13 protein-coding genes are annotated in these 17637 nt (G+C 71.4%); 8 read left to right on the top strand and 5 right to left on the bottom strand.

The window, feature by feature from the left end:
- Positions 1–59 precede the first annotated feature (59 nt).
- The 4 genes from ACTWQA_RS18045 to ACTWQA_RS18030 are packed head-to-tail and all read left to right on the top strand — an operon-like array spanning position 60 to position 4455.
- Complete coding sequence (locus ACTWQA_RS18045) at positions 60–1142, top strand: hypothetical protein (protein ID WP_443160341.1); 1083 nt, start codon at positions 60–62, stop codon at positions 1140–1142.
- A 13-nt stretch (positions 1143–1155) separates the two neighbouring features.
- The gene (locus ACTWQA_RS18040) at positions 1156–2298 is read left to right on the top strand and encodes a toxic anion resistance protein (RefSeq protein WP_443160340.1); all 1143 of its coding nucleotides are present in this window, start codon (positions 1156–1158) and stop codon (positions 2296–2298) included.
- Positions 2295–3848, top strand: coding sequence for an extracellular solute-binding protein (locus ACTWQA_RS18035; protein ID WP_443160339.1), 1554 nt, complete (start codon positions 2295–2297; stop codon positions 3846–3848). The genes ACTWQA_RS18040 and ACTWQA_RS18035 overlap by 4 nt, the downstream gene beginning before the upstream one ends.
- Positions 3835–4455, top strand: a complete 621-nt coding sequence (locus tag ACTWQA_RS18030; RefSeq protein WP_443160338.1) for a hypothetical protein — start codon at positions 3835–3837, stop codon at positions 4453–4455. Before ACTWQA_RS18035 ends, ACTWQA_RS18030 begins: the two co-directional genes overlap by 14 nt.
- A gap of 39 nt (positions 4456–4494) precedes the next feature.
- Here ACTWQA_RS18030 and ACTWQA_RS18025 read toward each other — a convergent pair whose 3' ends face one another.
- Together ACTWQA_RS18025 and ACTWQA_RS18020 are read right to left on the bottom strand one after the other, a co-directional pair.
- On the bottom strand, positions 4495–6591 hold the full coding sequence (locus ACTWQA_RS18025; protein WP_443160337.1) for an alpha-galactosidase: 2097 nt from the start codon (positions 6589–6591) through the stop codon (positions 4495–4497).
- A 126-nt stretch (positions 6592–6717) separates the two neighbouring features.
- Positions 6718–8157, bottom strand: a complete 1440-nt coding sequence (locus ACTWQA_RS18020) for a pectate lyase family protein (RefSeq protein ID WP_443160336.1) — start codon at positions 8155–8157, stop codon at positions 6718–6720.
- Between the two features lie 289 nt (positions 8158–8446).
- Between ACTWQA_RS18020 and ACTWQA_RS18015 the strand changes: the two genes are divergently transcribed.
- The 3 genes from ACTWQA_RS18015 to ACTWQA_RS18005 all read left to right on the top strand — a co-directional run bounded on the left by ACTWQA_RS18015 (position 8447) and on the right by ACTWQA_RS18005 (position 11616).
- Positions 8447–9340: a siderophore-interacting protein gene (locus ACTWQA_RS18015; RefSeq protein WP_443160335.1), complete on the top strand. Its 894-nt coding sequence runs from the start codon at positions 8447–8449 to the stop codon at positions 9338–9340.
- A gap of 504 nt (positions 9341–9844) precedes the next feature.
- On the top strand, positions 9845–10162 hold the full coding sequence (locus ACTWQA_RS18010) for an STAS domain-containing protein (RefSeq protein WP_327581010.1): 318 nt from the start codon (positions 9845–9847) through the stop codon (positions 10160–10162).
- A 41-nt stretch (positions 10163–10203) separates the two neighbouring features.
- Positions 10204–11616: an RNB domain-containing ribonuclease gene (locus ACTWQA_RS18005; protein WP_443160359.1), complete on the top strand. Its 1413-nt coding sequence runs from the start codon at positions 10204–10206 to the stop codon at positions 11614–11616.
- On the opposite strand, the gene ACTWQA_RS18000 is transcribed toward ACTWQA_RS18005, so the two are convergent.
- The gene (locus ACTWQA_RS18000; protein ID WP_443160334.1) at positions 11603–12184 is read right to left on the bottom strand and encodes a TetR/AcrR family transcriptional regulator; all 582 of its coding nucleotides are present in this window, start codon (positions 12182–12184) and stop codon (positions 11603–11605) included. The two genes, ACTWQA_RS18005 and ACTWQA_RS18000, sit on opposite strands and share 14 nt — an antisense overlap.
- A 77-nt stretch (positions 12185–12261) precedes the next feature.
- On the bottom strand, positions 12262–14247 hold the full coding sequence (locus ACTWQA_RS17995; protein WP_443160333.1) for an ABC transporter ATP-binding protein: 1986 nt from the start codon (positions 14245–14247) through the stop codon (positions 12262–12264).
- Between the two features lie 396 nt (positions 14248–14643).
- Here ACTWQA_RS17995 and ACTWQA_RS17990 point away from each other — a divergent pair, with 396 nt between their 5' ends.
- Positions 14644–14829 carry a hypothetical protein gene (locus ACTWQA_RS17990; RefSeq protein WP_305921474.1) on the top strand — a complete coding sequence of 62 codons (186 nt, stop codon included), beginning with the start codon at positions 14644–14646 and terminating at the stop codon, positions 14827–14829.
- Positions 14830–14845: 16 nt separating this feature from the next.
- On the opposite strand, the gene ACTWQA_RS17985 is transcribed toward ACTWQA_RS17990, so the two are convergent.
- On the bottom strand, positions 14846–17581 hold the full coding sequence (locus ACTWQA_RS17985; protein ID WP_443160332.1) for a DEAD/DEAH box helicase: 2736 nt from the start codon (positions 17579–17581) through the stop codon (positions 14846–14848).
- Positions 17582–17637 lie beyond the last annotated feature (56 nt).

Genomic DNA, 17637 nt, shown 5'->3' with positions numbered 1-17637 from the left:
TCCCCCGGCCGCTCTTCCATAATTTCAGTTATGGGGGATATTTCACGAGACGGGGTGCGATGAAGCGTTGGATCGGCGTCATTCTGGCGGTGGTTCTGGCCGGGGTGGCGGTGGTCGCGATCCTCCTGGGCGGCCGGGAGGACAAGGGCCAGGAATTAGCCCTGGTACGGGGGGTCATCGGGTCGGAGAAGAAGCCGTTCTTCGACGATCCGCGGGTCAAGGCGGCCTTCGCCGAGCACGGCCTGCGCGTCGAGGTGGACACGGCCGGTTCCCGGCAGATCGTCACCGACGTGGACCTGAGCAGGTACGCCTTCGCCTTCCCCTCCAGCGTTCCGGCAGCCGAGCGGATCAAGCGCGACCGCAAGGCCACGACGACGTTCTCACCGTTCTACTCGCCGATGGCGGTGGCGACATTCGAGCCGATCGCGGCGCTGCTGACGAAGGCCGGCGTGCTCCACGATTCCGGCAAAGGCCACCAAACCCTCGACATTAAGAAATATCTGGAATTAGTAGCCAAGGGCACCCGATGGGACCAAATTCCGGGTAATTCGGCTTACCGGGCTCGCAAACGGGTGCTGCTCACCACGACCGACATCCGCACGTCCAACTCCGCCGCCATGTACCTGTCGGTGATCGGTTACGTGGCCAACGGCGATGACGTCATCAGCTCCGACGCCCAGATCGCCAAGGTCGCGCCCCTTCTCGCGCCGGCCGTGCTCGACCAGGGCTTCGCCGAGTCGACGAGCGAGGCGTCGTTCGACGACTACCTGGCGCTGGGCGCGGGCAAGACGCCCATGCTCGTGGTGTACGAGGCGCAGTATCTGGCGCACGTCTTCGCCGGCGACGGCGCGATCAAACCGGACATGCGCCTGGTCTACCCGTCGCCCACCGTGCTCAGCAAGCACACCCTCGTCCCGCTCTCGGGGCAGGGCACGCGGGTCGGCGAGCTGCTGACCAAGGACCCGAAGCTGCTGGCCCTGGCGGCCGCGTACGGCTTTCGCACCACCGATCCCCAGGCGTTCGCCGACCTGGTGGCCAAGACCAAGGCGCCGGCCGCGGCCGGCCTGGTCGACGTCGTCGAGCCGCCTGCGTATGAGCGGCTGGACAAGCTGATCACGACCATCGACGCCGCCCGGCCCTGACCAAGGAGTTCCTTTGTCCGATCTGGTGCTCACGCCGCCCGCGCCGGTCGCGCCCGTGCCGGCCGAGACGGCGGCAGGCATGCTGCCGATGTCCGGCGAGCGCACGGCCGAGCTGACCGCCAAGGCGCGCGAGTTCGCCGGGGAGCTCGGCGGGCTCGACCCGCGCTCGCCGGAGTTCTCCCGCAAGGTGCACGACATCTCCTCGATGGGCGACACCGAGATCAGGTCCGCCTCGCAGGTGGCCAACCGCATGCTCAAGCGGCCGGTGGCCGCGCTCGACGCGGCCAAGGGTGAGAGCGCAGACGCCCAGGCCAAGGTCGCGGGCGACCTCGTGGCGCTGCGCCGTACCGTCGTGGACCTGGATCCGAAGCAGGCGGCGAGCGGGGCGCGCAAGCTGCTGGGTCTGATCCCGTTCGGCGACCGGCTGCGCGACTACTTCGCCAAGTTCCACTCCGCGCAGAAGCACATCGACGACATCATCCGCGCGCTGAAGTCCGGCCAGGACGAGCTGCTGCGCGACAACGCCGCCATCGAGGGCGAGAAGGCGAACCTGTGGGAGGCGATGACGCGCCTGCAGGAGTACGCCGTCATGGCCCAGGCCATGGACGCGGCCCTGGAGGAGCGGATCGCGCAGGCCGACGAGCAGCGGGCCACGGCGCTGCGCTCGGACGCGTTGTTCGCGGTGCGGCAGAAGCACCAGGACCTGCTCACCCAGCTGGCCGTCTCGGCGCAGGGCTACCTGGCGCTGGACCTGGTGCGCAAGAACAATCTGGAGCTGAGCAAGGGCGTGGACCGCGCCACCACGACCACGGTCGCGGCGCTGCGCACGGCGGTGACGGTCGCGCAGGCGCTGGCTGGGCAGAAGCTGGTGCTCGACCAGATCAGCGCGCTCAACGCCACCACCAGCGACCTGATCCTGGCCACCAGTGAGATGCTGCGCACGCAGGCGGGCGCGATCCAGAACCAGGCGGCCTCGGCCACCGTGGACCTGGACACGCTCCGGCAGGCGTTCGACAACGTCTACGCCACGATGGACCTCATCGACTCCTTCCGCGCGAAGGCGGTCGAGAACATGGCGACCACGGTGGACAGCCTGTCGGCCGAGCTGGACCACGCCAAGACCTACCTGGAGCGGGCCAGGGAGGGTTCCGAGTGAGGCGGGCGCTGATCGCGGTCACGCTCCTGCTGGCGGCCGCGTGCGGGACCGGCGGCGAGGGCGAGGAGCCGGCTGACGGCCCGGACGTGCTGCGAGTGCTGGCCGGCAGCGAGATCAAGGACCTCGAGCCGCTGCTGCGCCGGGCCGAGCAGGAGGCCGGCGTCAAGGTGAGGCTCTCCTACACCGGCACGCTCGACGGCGCTGAGCAGGTCGCGAGCGGCCGCGCCGCCGAACGGGTGGACGCGATCTGGTTCTCCTCCAACCGCTACCTGTCGCTGATCGACGGCGCGCAGGCCAAGCTGTCCACCCAGACCAAGACCATGGTCTCGCCCGTGGTGCTGGGGCTGAAGCCGGCCAAGGCGGCCGAGCTCGGCTGGGACGGCAAGCCGGTGACGTGGGCCGACATCGCGGCTGCGGCCAAGGACGGCCGCTTCAGCTTCGGCATGACGAACCCGGCCTCCTCCAACTCGGGCTTCTCCGCCCTGGTGGGGGTGGCGGCGGCGCTGTCGGACGCCGACGGCGCGCTCAGCGCCGAGCAGGTCGCCGGGGTCACGCCGAAGCTGAAGGACTTCTTCTCGGCACAGCGGCTGACGGCCGGCTCGTCGGGCTGGCTGGCCGAGGCGTACGCCCGCGACCAAGGCGTGGACGGGATGGTCAACTACGAGTCGGTGCTCCTGGGCCTGCGCGAGCCCGTCACGCTGATCTACCCGAGCGACGGCGTGGTCAGCGCCGACTACCCGCTCACGCTGCTCGCCTCCGCCCCTGAGGAGAAGAAGGCCCTGTACGGCAAGCTCGCCGCCTGGCTGCGCACGCCCGCCGTGCAGAAGGACATCATGACCGGCACGCACCGCCGGCCGATCGTGCCCGGCGTGGCGCAGGACCCCAAGTTCGGTTCGGCGCAGCTCATCGAGCTGCCGTTCCCGAACCGGCGCAGCACCGCCGACGAGCTGATCTCCACCTACCTCAACCAGGTGCGCGTCCCGTCGGAGGCGACGTTCGTGCTGGACACGTCCGGGTCGATGCAAGGCGACAGGATCGACGCGCTGCGCACCGCACTCGTGGCGCTGACCGGCGCGGACGCCTCGGCGTCCGGCGCCTTCACGCGGTTCCTCAACCGGGAGACCGTGACGATGATCCCGTTCAGCGGCAACCCGGACGAGCCGGTCCCGTTCACGATCCCCGAGCGGGACCCCGAGCCGGTGCTGGCGCAGATCAAGGCGTTCGCCGAAGATCTGGACGCGGGCGGCGGCACCGCGATCTACGACAGTCTCAGCGCGGCCTACGACCGGCCGGTGACCCCCGGCCGCTACGGCTCGATCGTGCTCATGACCGACGGCGAGAACACCGACGGCAGCGACTACGCCGCCTTCGAGGCCCGCTACCGGTCGTTGCCGGAGGAGCGGCGGCGCACGCCGACGTTCGTCGTGTTGTTCGGCGAGAGCGACGTCGAGGAGATGCGCCAGGTGGCGCAGCTGACCGGCGGCGCGGTGTTCGACGCCCGTTCGACGTCGCTGAGCAGCGCGTTCAAGGAGATCCGTGGCTATCAGTGACCGGGTGCTGCGGTATCTGGGCTCGAACAGGAACATCGCCGGCTCGTGCCTGGCACTGCTCGGCCTGCTGGCCCACTTCCTGGGGCTGGCCGGAGCGTACTGGCCGGTGGTCGTGGTCGCGTTGTACGGGGTCGGCGCGCTGCTGGCCCCGCCCGACCGCGTCAAGCTGACGATCTCGCACGCCGAGGTCGAGACGCGGGCGCTGCGCGAGGACCTGCGCGCGCTGCTGCGGCGGATCGAGGGACGCTTCCCTGCCGACGTGAACCGGGCGGTGCTGACGCTGGGCGAGGTCATCGACGACGTGCTGGGCCGGGCCGAGCAGCTGACCGCCTCCCCCGACCAGCTGCACGTGGTGTCGCAGACGATCCGCAGCTATCTGCCCGCCAGCCTGGAGGCGTACGCGAACCTGCCGCGCCGCTACGCCCTCACCCAGCGGGCCGGCCGCGAGCGCAGCGCGCACGAGGAGCTGCTGGCCCAGGTGGCGCTGCTCGACGCCCAGATGCGCAAGGTCGCCGAGGCGATCCATCGGGGCGACGAGCAGGCGCTGCGCGATCAGGGCCGCTTCCTGCGCGACAGGTTCGGCGGCTCCGGGCTGGACCTGGACTGACCAGCGGCCGGCGCGGGCCCAGGCCAGGCCGAGGACGGACTAGCCGGAGATCCGCTCCACCTCGATGACCAGCACCGACGTCGGGCGCAGCCCGGGGGCCGGCAGCCCGAGCTCGGCCAGCACGGCGCCGGGCAGCCGCACCGGCGCCGCGGCCCACTCCGGCATCGCGGCCCACGGCGGCATCGCCGCGCCCTGCGGGACGGGCCCCACCACGCGCACCTCGTACAGGGCGGCGGGGTCGAGGCCCGGCAGCCGCAGCGGCGCGGGCGCGGACTCCACCCGGGAGGTCACCTGCACATAGCAATACACGCCGCGCTCGGGCAGCACCACGCCGTGCAGCAGCGACGACGGGTCGGGGTGGTCGGCCCGGACCACCCGCCCGGCGTGCAGCACCGGCCGCAGCCGCTTGTGCAGGGCGATCCACGTGGCCAGTTCCTCGAGGTCGGCCTCGCTCGCCGAGGTCAGGTCCCACTCCACGCCCATGTGGCCGAACAACGCGGTGCCGGCGCGGAAGGCCAGCGGCAGCGACCGGCCGGTGACGTGGTCGTGCGGCGCGCCGACGTGGGCGCCCATCCGCTCCGGCGGCACGAGCAGCCCGGTCCAGCGCTGGATGGCCTGCCGGTCCAGGGCGTCGTTGCTGTCGGAGGTCCACACGCGGTCGGTGCGGGCGAGGATGCCGTAGTCGACGCGGGCGCCGCCGGACGAGCACGACTCGATCTCCAGGCCGGGGTGGCGGCGGCGCAGCTCATCCAGCAGCCGGTAGGTCGCCTCGGTCTGGGCGTGCACGCCGGCCACGCCGTCGTGGACGGGCTCGGCAATGTCGCGGTTGTGGTCCCACTTGATGTAGTCGAGCGTGTACTCGCCGACCAGGGTGTCGAGCCGCTCCAGCAGGTAGTCGTAGGCCTGCGGCCGGGCCAGGTCGAGCGTCTGCTGGTGGCGATACGGCGGCGGCATCCGCTCCAGCCGGCCGAGGATCCAGTCGGGGTGGGCGCGGGCCAGGTCGGAGTCCTCGTTGATCATTTCCGGCTCGAACCAGAGCCCGAACTGCATGCCGAGCTTGCGCACGTGGTCGGCCAGCGGGTGCAGCCCGTCGGGCCAGACGCCCTCGTCGACGTACCAGTCGCCGAGCCCGGCGCGGTCGTGGCGGCGGTGGCGGAACCAGCCGTCGTCGAGCACGAACCGCTCGATCCCGGCCGCCGCGGCCTTCTCGGCCAGCTCCAGCAGCCGGTCGAGGCCGTGGTCGAAGTAGGTGGCCTCCCAGTTGTTGAGCGTGACGGGCCGGACCGGCAGCGGGTGGGCGGCCCGCAGGTGCTCGTGCAGCCGGGCGCTCGCCTCGTCCAAGCCGCTGCCGGACCAGGTGAAGTACACCAGCGGCGTGCGGTAGCTCTCCCCTTGGGCCAGGGTGATCTCGCCGGGCTCGAGCAGCTCGCCCGCGGCCAGCAGGGCGACTCCCTCGTGGAAGCGCTCGGCGTAGTGCACGTGGTTGCCGCTCCAGCCGGCGTGCACCGCCCACACCTCGCCGCCGCCGAAGCCGAACCCCTCGGTCCCGGCCACGAGCAGCCCGGCGGCATCGTGCCCGGTGCGGCCCCGCCGGTTCTCCCTGCTCCACGCCCCATGCCCGAACGCCCTGCGCTGCGGCACCTTCTCCAGCGCCCAGCGGCCGGTGAAGTCCAGCAGCTCGCCGGCCCGCGCGGGCACCGGCAGCGCACAGGTCAGCCCCTCCAGCCGGTACGGCGTGGCGGCGGTGTTGGTCACCGTGTGCCGCAGCGTCACCAGGCCGCCCGCGTCCATGGCCAGCTCGCTCACCAGCGCCAGCCCCGCCCGCTCGTCGGAGGCGGCGACGGTCACCGTGCCACCGGCGCCGGGGGTGGCCTGCGCGTCGAGCCGGTCGAGGGTCCACCGCACCGCCCAGTGCTCGCCGGTCCTGGTGCCCGACAGGCCCGCCCTGCCGTACCAGCCGTCGCCCTGGGCGGCCAGCAGCGGCAGCGCGGGAGCCGATGAGGTCAGCGCGGGAAGCAGCTCGGGCCCGGCGACGGGGCCGAGGTCCGCACCGAAGTGGCGCACCCGCGGCAGGCCCTGGCCGTCGGTGAGGAGCAGCAGGGCCGTGCCCGCGGCGGAGAGGATGACGGGGGACAAAGTTCGGGCTCCTTACTCAGGCGGGGGTTCGTGATCTGAGTGGAGACGCTACCCGAAGCGCTCATGGTCACCGGGCGCGGGGAGGCCCCTCCGGGGGCGGGAGCCGGAGGGGCCGTGCGGGAGGCGTCAGACGGAGATGCGGCCCGCGCCCGCGCCCCCGGTCACGATGGACTTGACGTTGGACGGGGTGTCGAGCGTGTAGGAGTAGGGGATGGAGCCGACGCTGCCGCCCTGGTCGCCGGCGCCGGAGTTGACGAAGTGGTTGTTGCGCGCGACCAGGTTGCCCGGATCGGAGTCGCCCTCGCCGCGGTGGAAGGGGTCGTCGGTGTTCTCGAAGTAGTTACCCTCGACCAGCACGCCGGCTTCCTGGGTGGAGGCCACGCCGTAGTCGCCGATGTTGCCGTAGTAGTTGTTGTAGACGTGCACGGGGTTGCCGTAGCGCACGCGCGGATGGCGGCTGTTGGTGCCGTCGAACCAGTTGTGGTGGTACGTCACGCGCAGGTGCCCGCGGTCCTCGGCGCTGTTGCCGTCGTCGTGGCCGAGCAGCATGGTCTTGCTGTGGCTGGAGACCTTGTTCCACGAGATCGTGACGTAGTCGCTGGCCCGCTTGACGTCCACGGCGCCGTCGTAGCCGTTGCTGAAGGAGTTGTGGTCGACCCAGACGCGGGTGGCGTACTGGATGTTGATGGCGTCGTCGTTCCAGTTACGGAAGGTCAGGTTGCGGACGATCACGTTGGACGCCTCGGAGATGTTGAACCCGCAGCCCGCGATGGTCGCGCCGGAGCTGCCCAGCACGGTCTTGTTGGACGCCACGCGGAGCATGCCGGAGCAGGAGATCGTGCCGGACACCCGGATCACCGACGCGCCGCTGGCCGACAGGGCGCTGGTCAGGGCCGAAGCCGAGGTGACCGTGACGGGCGACGCGCTGCCGCCTCCGGTGGTGCCGCCGCCCTGGGTGGCCCAGCCGACCAGCCCGGTCGGGTTCCCGGGGCCGGGAGGCGGTGTCGTCGGCGTCACGGTCGGGGTGGGGTTGCCGCCGCCGGCGGGGACGAGCCGCCACTGCTTGGTCGCGACCGAGTCACAGGAGTTCTGCTGCACCAGGGCGCCGGACGCGGTCGAGTTGTCCTTGATGTTGAGGCATTTGCCGCCGTTGGCGTTGACGACCCGGACGGTGCTGCCCGATTCGGGCAGCGTCCACGTCTGGGACGAGGCGCCGGTGCAGCTCTCCTGCTGCACGGCCTTGCCCGCGGACGTGCTGGCGTCCCGCACGCCGGCGCACTTGCCGCTGTGGGCGGCCTTGAGCGTGTAGCCGCTCCCGCTCGCGGCCAGGTTCCAGGTCTGGCCGGAGCCGCCGCACCCGGTCTGGGTGAGCTGGACGCCGTCGGACGTGGTGGCCCCCGGCACGGTGAGGCACAGGCCACTGCCGTTGTTCACCACGGTGTACGTCCCGGGCGCCGGCGCCGCCGCCGCGGAGGAGGCCGCCACGATGCCGGCCACGGTGGTGCCGGCGAGGGCGATGACGCCCGCGATGACCGCGGCTGTCCTGCCGCTGATTCTGTGTCGCACGATACAAGCTCCTTGCTGGCCCGTGCAGGCCGAGCCGGCCTGCGAGATGGTGGCCCCCCAGGTGAGCATCGTTCACATATGTGGCTGCCATACGTGTGACCGAACACGCCACAACATAGGTAAGCGCTTTCCCGCTGTCAACGAGATGTGAAACTTTCATCACAGTCCTGCGGTGCCGACGGGCAAACCACCCCTGACGTGCGCTTTTCCCGGGCGGCCCGGCAGCATTGGCCATCCCGGCCGCGATCGCTTAGGTTAGGCTCACCTAATATCGATCGAGAGGCCGGGGATGAGCGAGCCCTTTCACATGTTCCACGTCGAGGTCGAGCGGCTGCAGCGGCTCAGCCCGTCGTTCCTGCGGGTGACGTTCACCGGAGCCGATCTCCATCACTTCGCCGACAACGGGTTCGACCAGCGCATCAAGCTCATCCTGCCGGTTCCGGAGCACGGCCTGACCTACCTGCCGACCGGCCCCGACTGGTTCACGCGGTGGCGGGGGCTCGACGACGACAAGCGCAACCCGATGCGCACCTACACCGCCAGGCAGGTGCGCCGGGAGGCCGGCGAGGTCGACGTCGACGTGGTCATGCACCCCGGCGGCGACGGCCCGGTGGCCCGCTGGGCGGCGCAGGTGCGGCCCGGCGACACGGCCGTTCTCATGGGCCCCGACGCCCGCTACGACGGATGGCACGGCGGCCTGGAGTTCCGCCCGCCGACCGGCAGCAAGACCGTGCTCATCGCCGGTGACGAGACCGCCGTGCCCGCGATCTGCTCCGTCCTCGAACGCCTGCCGACCGGCGTCCAGGGCGAGGCGCTCATGGAGGTCCCGTGCGAGGACGACTTCCTGCCGGTCGAGACCGCATGCTCGGTGACGGTCTCGTGGCTGGCCAGGAACGACGCCGAGCGCGGCGGCCTGCTGGTCCCCGCCGTGCGGGCCGCGGCCGGGCGGCTGCTGCCGGCGCTGCCCCAGCCCGAGTCCTTCGACGACGTGGACGTCGACGCCGAGGAGCTGTGGGAGGTGCCGGAGGAGGAGGCCGCCGACTCCCTTTACGCGTGGCTGGCCGGCGAGGCGGCGATGATCAAAACCCTGCGCCGGCATCTGGTGGCCGAGCGCGGCATGGACCGGCGCGCGGTGGCGTTCATGGGCTACTGGCGGCACGGCCGCGCCGAGGTCAACGCCTGACCCGCCTCGCGGCTGAGACCGTCCGCCCCCACCTCACGTGGCAGCGCATTCGCCGCCGCGTCGGGCGCAGGCGCAGCACTCCGGGCCGCTCGACTGCGGCGAACTGCTCGACCATGGTCACGACCTGCCGTGCGGGTCGTGCATCGCGGTGTGACCACCAGACCACCGCCACGACGATGGCGGCCGGCAATGCGGGAACGACTCCCCCACGGGCCCCTCCTCCATGAGCCGCCCGGCCGGCTCGGGATCAGTCGGCCGGACCGGCCGACGGCTGAGGGGGATGTTTTTCCCACCGGGTATTCGAAATTGCTTTCCCGAGGAATTCTCCTGTCTACCCAAAACCATCGCAGCCTCTCGACGTTCGCGAGCAGGCAGGTAAACTCCATTCCGGAAGCACGCAGTCGCGTTGAGTGACCTGCGCATCGCATCTGGTGTCGACGACAAGGGCGGGTCCGCGCACAGCGACAGGAGTGTTCCCGGCCCTGACAGAGCGCGGAGCCGGACTTGGATCCACTACAGCTGACCACCAGCCGCCGCAACGGCACCGTGACGGTCGCCGTGTCCGGCGAGCTCGACATCGCCACCACCGAGCTGCTCCGGGGTCACCTGCTCGCCCTGCTGCGGGAAGCCGGCCGTGCCCAGCACGCCGCGGTGGTCATCGACGTCAGCCGCCTGTCCTTCATCGACGCGGCCGGGCTCAGCGTGCTCGTCTCCGTCCACGACCACGCCCGGCGCCAGCACACGCCGCTGTGCATCGCGGGCGTCCCGCCGGCCATGCGGCGGCTGCTGCGGATCACCGGGCTCGACGGCCACCTCGCTTGATCGGCGCCGCCCGCGCACCCCGGTAGGTTGGGGGCGTGTCGATGATTCAGGTTCCCGAAGAGATCCCGGTCAAGCTGGAAGACGGCTTCGAGCGGATCAGCCGCGAGCTCGCGCTGCCGGGCGCCTTCCCGCGGGCCGTGCTCGACGAGGCCGAATGGGTGGCAGAGGTGCCTCGACCGGTCGGCAAGGACCTCACCGACGTGCCGTTCGTCACCATCGACCCGCCCGGCTCGATGGACCTCGACCAGGCCGTGCACCTGGAACGGCTGCGCGCCGGCTACCGCGTCTGGTACGCCATCGCCGACGTCGGCGCCTTCGTGCAGCCCGGCGGGATCATCGACGCCGAGGCCCGTTCCCGGGGCGAGACCGTCTACCTGCCGGCGGGCAAGGTGCCGCTGCACCCCCGCGTGCTGTCGGAGGGCGCGGCCAGCCTGTTGCCGGGCGCGCCGCGGCCGGCCGCGGTGTGGCGGATCGACCTCGACGCCGACGGCCGCACGGTGGGCGCGGACGTGCAGCGTGCCCTCGTCCGCAGCCGCGAGCGCCTCGACTACGCCTACGTGCAGGCGGCCGTCGACACCGGCACCGCCGACGGCGTCCTGGGGCTGCTGGCCGAGATCGGCCGGCTCCGGCTGGCCCTGGAGCGCGAGCGCGGCGGCGTCACCCTGCCCACGCCCCAGCAGGAGGTGGTCCCCGCCGACGGCGGCTACCGGCTGGAGTTCCGGCTGCCGTTGCCGGCCGAGGCGTGGAACGCGCAGATCTCGCTGCTGACCGGCATGGCCGCGGCCGCCATGATGCTCGACGCCGAGATCGGCATCCTGCGGGTGCTGCCGCCGCCGCGTCCCGACGACCTGGCCAAGGTCCGCAGGGTGGCGCGGGCGCTGGGCGTGCCGTGGCCTGACGGCGCCGGTTACGGCGCGGTGGTGCACGACCTGGATCCGCGCGACCCGCAGCAGGCGGCGTTCCTGCACGAGTCGAGAGTGCTGCTGCGCGGCTCCGGTTACGAGGCCTTCGACGGGGCGCCGCCGAAGGAGGCCGGGCACGCCGCGGTGGCGGCTCCGTACGCGCACGTCACGGCCCCGCTGCGGCGCCTGGTCGACCGGTACGCGACCGAGGTGTGCCTGGCGGTCGCCGCGGGCGAGCCGGTGCCGTCCGACGTGCGGGCGGGGCTGGCGAGCCTGCCCGCCGTCATGTCGTCCTCGGGGCGGCGCGCGGCGGCCGTGGACCGGGCGTGCGTGGACCTGGTGGAGGCGTTCCTGCTGCGGGACCGGCTGGGGCGGGCGTTCGAGGCGGTGGTGATCGACGTGGACGAGCGGCGCGGCGGCGGGCAGGTGCAGCTCACCGACCCCGCGGTGATCGCCCGCTGCGACGGGGCCCTCCCTCTCGGCGAGCAGGTCACGGTACGCCTGGCGCAAGCGGACCCGGCAACCCGCGAGGTTCGCTTCACCCTGGCCTGACCCGCATCCCGTCGCAGATGACCTCCGCCAGCCGCACGGCTCCGCCCCTGGCCCGGGCTCGCCGCTCTGCCGCCAGGCACCCTCGCAACAGGTCCTGCACGTCCTCCGTCACCAGGTCGCGCCGCACCGCGCCGGCCTGCTGCGCCCTGGTCAGCAGCCGGCCGAGCGCGCCGGCGAAGTCGTCCGCGAGTGTCGAGCCCGGGCGTAACGCCATCCCGGAGCCGCTGTCCAGCATGTCGCACAGCGCCTGGTTGGCCGAGGCGAGCTCCACCACCTGCGCGAACCACCCGAAGAACGCCTTGCCCGGGTCCTCGGCCGTGCCCAGCGCGCGGGCGTCGGCCACGAACCGCTCGATCCGCCCCAGCAGCACCGCCTCGAACAGCGCCTCCTTGGTCGGGAAATGCCGGTAGACGGTCCCGACCCCGAACCCGGCCCTGCGGGCGATGTCGTCGAACGAGATGGTCAGTCCATCGCTGGCCAGGGCCTCTTGAGCGATCTGCAGGACCCGCTCGCGGTTGCGGCGGGCGTCGGCGCGCAGCGGCCTGCCCGTGCTGTGGTCGTCGCCCATGACATGCACCTGCCTTCGTCCCGACAAGCGGAGAGCTCTCTCCGATTCTATCGAGGGCAGAGACCGGGCGGGAGCGCCTACGGAGGCGATGGCGCCCGGCGTGTGCCGGAGACGGTGTCGCGTGACGCCGCGGCGTGCGGGTCGGGGCCCGGCGCCTGGCGGGCGCCACACACCGGTTCCGATGGCGCTGCGGCGTGCCGGCCCGGAGCCGGCACAGTCGCCTGCCACGCCGTACCCGGCACCGGCGCCGGCTGGGCGGCGCGGCGCGGGGCCGGGCGGCGGGCCGGGGTGCCGGTGCGCTTGAGGTGCAGGCGATCCTCGCGGGGCACCGGCTCCAGCTCGACGACCCGCGCTCCGTCGGGCACATGCCGCAGGTCGTGGGTGATGAGGATCGTCGTGCGACCGGCCATGAGCCGCCGCAGCGGCTGCATGACCTGGGCGGCCGTCGCCTCGTCCAGTCCGTTCATGGGCTCGTCGAGCACCAGCACGGGCGCGTCGCGCAGGATGGCCCTGGCGATCGCGATCCGCTGCCGCTGCCCGCCGGACAGCAGGCGCCCCCGCTGCCCGACCGGCGTGTCGTACCCCTGCGGCAGCAGTTTGACGAAATCGTGCACCCCGGCCGCTTCGGCGGCTCTGATCACCTCCTTGTGCGAGGCGTCCGGCCGCCCGTAGACGATGTTGTCCCGTACCGACCCGGAGAACAGGAGCGTCTCCTGGTGCAGCACGGTGACGTTGGCCCGCAGCGACTCGCGGGTCAGGCCCCGGATGTCGGCGCCGTCGAGCCGGACGCACCCCGCGTCCGGGTCGTAGAAGCGCAGCAGCAGCTTGGCCAGCGTGGACTTGCCCGCCCCGCTGGGCCCGGTGAGCACGAGCAGCTCGCCGGGCCCGGCGGTGAAGGACACCTCCCGCAGCACCGGCCGCGCCCGCCCCGGGTAGGCGAAGCCGACCTTGTCGAACTCGACCCATCCGCGACTGCGTCCGTGAGTTCCGGCGGCCACCGCGCCGGGTGCGTCGGTGACGGCGGGCTCGGTCCGCAGGATCTCGATGATCCGGTCGGATCCCGCGGCCGCCTCCGACACCGTCAGGGCCAGCTCGCCGAGGCTCTGCACGGCCGGGTAGAGCAGGGCCAGGTACGCGGCGAAGGCGAGCAGGCCACCGATGGTCAGCCGGCCCGCGGCGATCTCCCACGCGCCGACCCCGAGAATGACGATCAGGCAGATGGTCTCGATGATCTGGACGGCGGGGCCATACAGGCCGGACAGCCAGGCCTGCGCCATGTTGGCACGCAGCCACGTGCGTCCCTCGGCGTGCAGGCGGCGCGACTCGGCCGGTTGCCGGTTGTACGCCTGCACGAGCGGCTGGTTGGCCAGCCCTTCCTCCAGAACGCTGTTCATGACGCCGTTGCTGTGCCGCTCGCGTGCCGCGGCCGTCCTGAACCTGCCCGCGAACGCCTTCGACACCAGCAGGAACGCCGGGATGAGCGCGAAGGTCACGAGCGCGAGGTCCCACCGGATGAGGAAGGCGGCTCCGGCGAAGAACACCGCGCTGGCGGCCGCGGTGAGGGCTTTGACCACTCCTGAGCCGACGAGCTCCTCGATGGCCTCGACGTCGTCAGTGAGCCGGGCCATGAGGTCGCCGAGGCGCCGCTTTTCCGAGAAGTCCGGCGCGAGTGTCTGGATGTGGGCGAACACCCGGTCGCGTAGTCCCAGCAGGAACCGTTCGGCGCCGAGCGCGGTGGTGTACGTGCCGGCGAAGGCCGCGACCCCCGCGACCGCGGCGAGCCCGAGCCAGCTGAGCGCCGGAACCCAGAAGGCTCCCAGATTCCGGGTAGCGAGCACCTCGTCGGTGATGTGGCCGAACAGGCGGATCGCGGCGACCTCGCACAGCGCGGCCACGATGGCGAGCAGCAGGCCGGCCACGAACAGCCGGCGCAGCCCGCGCGTGTCCGGCCAGAACTCGCGGAAGGTGCGGCGAAGGGAAATCGCCGGCGCGAGTTCGCGGCCGGAGGCGACGAAAGAGAGCCGGCGGCTCAGCCGCCGGCTCTCACGGGGCGTGTTTACCACCCCCACCACCACTTACGACGTCTGCCCCAGCAGCGGCGGCGTCGTCGCCACCCCCGCCGTCGGCCCCAACCCCATCCTTCGTGGAACCCGACTTGCGTGAACTGCGTGTTAGCCATGATTCCTCCCCCATTGGATGGCCGACACATTCACAAATCGGACGTTAGCACCCTAATTCTGATAAATCACGAGATATTCACCGATGCAAAAGAGACTTGACCCGCCGACCCAGGCGAGAAAGGCAATTCCGCATTCCAGTTAAATTAGGCGTAAATGCATGGAATACCTAAAGTAGGTAATCAGACCACCAAAGGTGCTTCTGGGGACTGATTCCAAGGAGGGGGACGGCCGATACTTTGGTTCGATGGAAGGCTTCGCCATGCCTGCCACGATCGGTGCATGACGTTCCTCGGCATCATCCTCATGATTCAGGGCTTCGGCGCGCTCGTCGCCGAGCACGTCTTCGGCAAGAGCTTCGGCCTGCTGCACCTGTGGTTCGAGGGTGGCGCGCTGACCGCCGTCGCCGCCGTGGCAGGCCTGCTGGGCCTGGTGGTGACGGTCCTCGGACTCCGCCACGACGACTAGAGGGCCATGAACATGCTCAGGTGAGCGAGGAGTAGGCCACCACCCCGCGCCGCATGGCGTCCACGGCCTTGACGGAGGTCTGCTTGATCTTGCTGCCGGGCGGGGCCGCGTTCCCCAGCTGGCCGAGCAGGTCCATCAGCTGCTTGATCCACCGGACGAAGTCGCCGGCGGCCAGCTCATTGCCGTTGACGCCGTCCATGAGCACCGCGTCCAGGCTGTGCCCCTTCGTCCAGCGGAACGCCGCCCAGGCGAACCCCAGGTCGGGCTCTCTGATGGTGGACAGCCCGTGGTCGGACTCGATGCCCTCCAGCTCCCCCCACAGCCGGATCATCGCCGTCAGCGCGTCCTGGGCGCGCCCCGCGGGGATCTTGGGGCGTCGGGCGTCGTCGGCGGCCCGCGACTCGAACACCAGCGCCGACACACACGCCGCCAGCTCGGCCGGCTCCAGCTCCTCCCACAGCCCCTGGCGCAGGCTCTCGGCGGTCAGCAGGTCCAGCTCGGTGTAGATGCGGCCCAGACGGCTGCCCTCGTCGGTGACCGCCTCGCCGTCGAGGTAGCCGAGCTGCTCCAGCACCGAGCAGATGCGGTCGAACGTACGGGAGATCACGTGCGAGCGGCCCTCGACGCGGCGGCGCAGCCCTTCGGTCTCGCGCTGCAGCTTGTAGTAGCGCTCGGCCCAGCGGGCGTGGTCCTCACGCTCGTCGCAGCCGTGACAGGGGTGCTGGCGGATGCGCCGGCGCAGCTCGTTGACCTCCTCGTCCTCCACGGCGTGGTCGCGGGCCCGGACCGGCTTGCCGAGGTCACGGTCGCCGATCTTGGCCAGCAGCGTGGAGACGAGGTTGGCGCGCTCCTTCGGCGAGCGGCCGTTGAAGTTCTTCGGGATGCGCAGCTTCTCCAAGGGCTCGACCGGCACCGGGAAGTCGGCCGGGTCGAGCTTTTTGATCTGCTTGCCGATCGTCAGCACGAGCGGGGTGGGCCCCGTCCCGGCGGCGCGACCGCGCGGGTTGCGCCCCGGGTCGAGCACGATCGCCAGACCGGCCCGCCGCCCGCCGGGCACCCGGATGACGTCGCCGGGCTGCAGCGCCTCCAGCGACCGCACCGCCGCGGCGCGCCGGGCGGCGCCCCGCTGCCTGGCCAGCTCGGCCTCCCGGTCGGACAGGCGGCGGCGCAGCGCCGCGTATTCAGGGAAGTCGCCCAGGTGGCACGTCATGGCCTCCTGGTAGCCCTCCAGGGCCTCCTCCTGCTTGCGCAGCTGCTTGGCCAGGCCCACGACCGCCCGGTCGGCCTGGAACTGCGCGAACGACTCCTCCAGCAGCGTGCGCGCCCGCTCCCTGCCGAACTGGCCCACCAGGTTGACCGCCATGTTGTAGGACGGCTGGAAGCTGGAACGCAGCGGGTAGGTGCGGGTGCCGGCCAGGCCTGCCACCGACAGCGGGTCCATGCCCGTCTGCCACAGCACCACGGCGTGGCCCTCGACGTCGATGCCGCGCCGCCCGGCCCGCCCGGTCAGCTGCGTGTATTCGCCGGGCGTGAGGTCGGCGTGGGTCTCGCCGTTCCACTTGTCCAGCTTCTCGATCACCACGCTGCGGGCCGGCATGTTGATGCCGAGCGCGAGGGTCTCCGTGGCGAACACGGCCTTGACCAGCCCGCGCGTGAACAGCTCCTCCACGACCTCCTTGAAGGCCGGCAACATGCCCGCATGGTGCGCCGCCAGCCCGCGCTCCAGGCAGTCGCGCCACTCCAGGAAGCCCAGCACCGCCAGGTCCTCATCAGGCAGGTGCGCCGTTCGCTCGTCGACGAGCTGCCTGATCTCGTGCCGCTCGCGGTCGGTGGTGAGCCGGATCCCGGCGTACAGGCACTGCTGCACCGCCGCGTCGCAGCCGGCGCGGGAGAAGATGAACGTGATCGCCGGCAGCAGCCCTTCGGAGTCGAGCTTCTCGATCACCTGCACCCGGTCCGGCGGCCGGGACCGCTGCGGGCGGCCGTAGCCGCGCCGGCCCCGGCCCGCGGTCAGCCGCTCGGCGTCCCTGGTCACCCGCATCAGGGTGGGGTTGATGCGCGGCGTCAGCTCGTCGTTCATGAACATGTCGTAGAGGCTGTTGCCCACCATCATGTGCTGCCACAACGGCACCGGCCGGACCTCGTCGACGATGACCGTGGTGTCGCCGCGCACCTCGCCGATCCACTCGCCGAACTCCTCGGCGTTGCTCACCGTCGCCGACAACGCCACCAGCCGGACCGACTCCGACAGGTGGATGATGACCTCTTCCCACACCGCGCCGCGGAACCGGTCGGCCAGGTAGTGGACCTCGTCCATGACGACGAAACCTAGCCCGCCCAGCGTGGCCGACCCGGCGTAGAGCATGTTGCGCAGCACCTCGGTGGTCATGACCACGATGGGGGCGTCGCCGTTGATGCTGTTGTCGCCGGTCAGCAGGCCGACCTTGGCGGTGCCGTAGCGCTTGACCAGGTCGTTGTACTTCTGGTTGGACAACGCTTTGATCGGGGTGGTGTAGAAGCACTTGCGGCCCTGCTCCAGGGCCAGGTGGACGGCGAACTCGCCGACCACCGTCTTGCCGGACCCCGTGGGCGCCGCCACCAGGACGCCGTCGCCGGCCTCGAGAGCCCGGCAGGCGTCCAGCTGGAAGTCGTCCAGCTCGAAGTCGTAGAGACCTCGGAACGATCTGAGTGCGGATCCTTCGTCCCCGTGCTTCTGACGGAAGGCCGCGTAGCGTTCCGCTGGCGTTGTCATACCCGCCAGCCTACCGAAATCGCCATTCCGGTCCGTCCCGCCCATTCCTCCGCCCC

This window comes from Nonomuraea sp. 10N515B (assembly GCF_052245915.1).
Classification (GTDB): Bacteria; Actinomycetota; Actinomycetes; order Streptosporangiales; family Streptosporangiaceae; genus Nonomuraea.
This window is presented reverse-complemented; position numbering and strand designations above follow the sequence as displayed.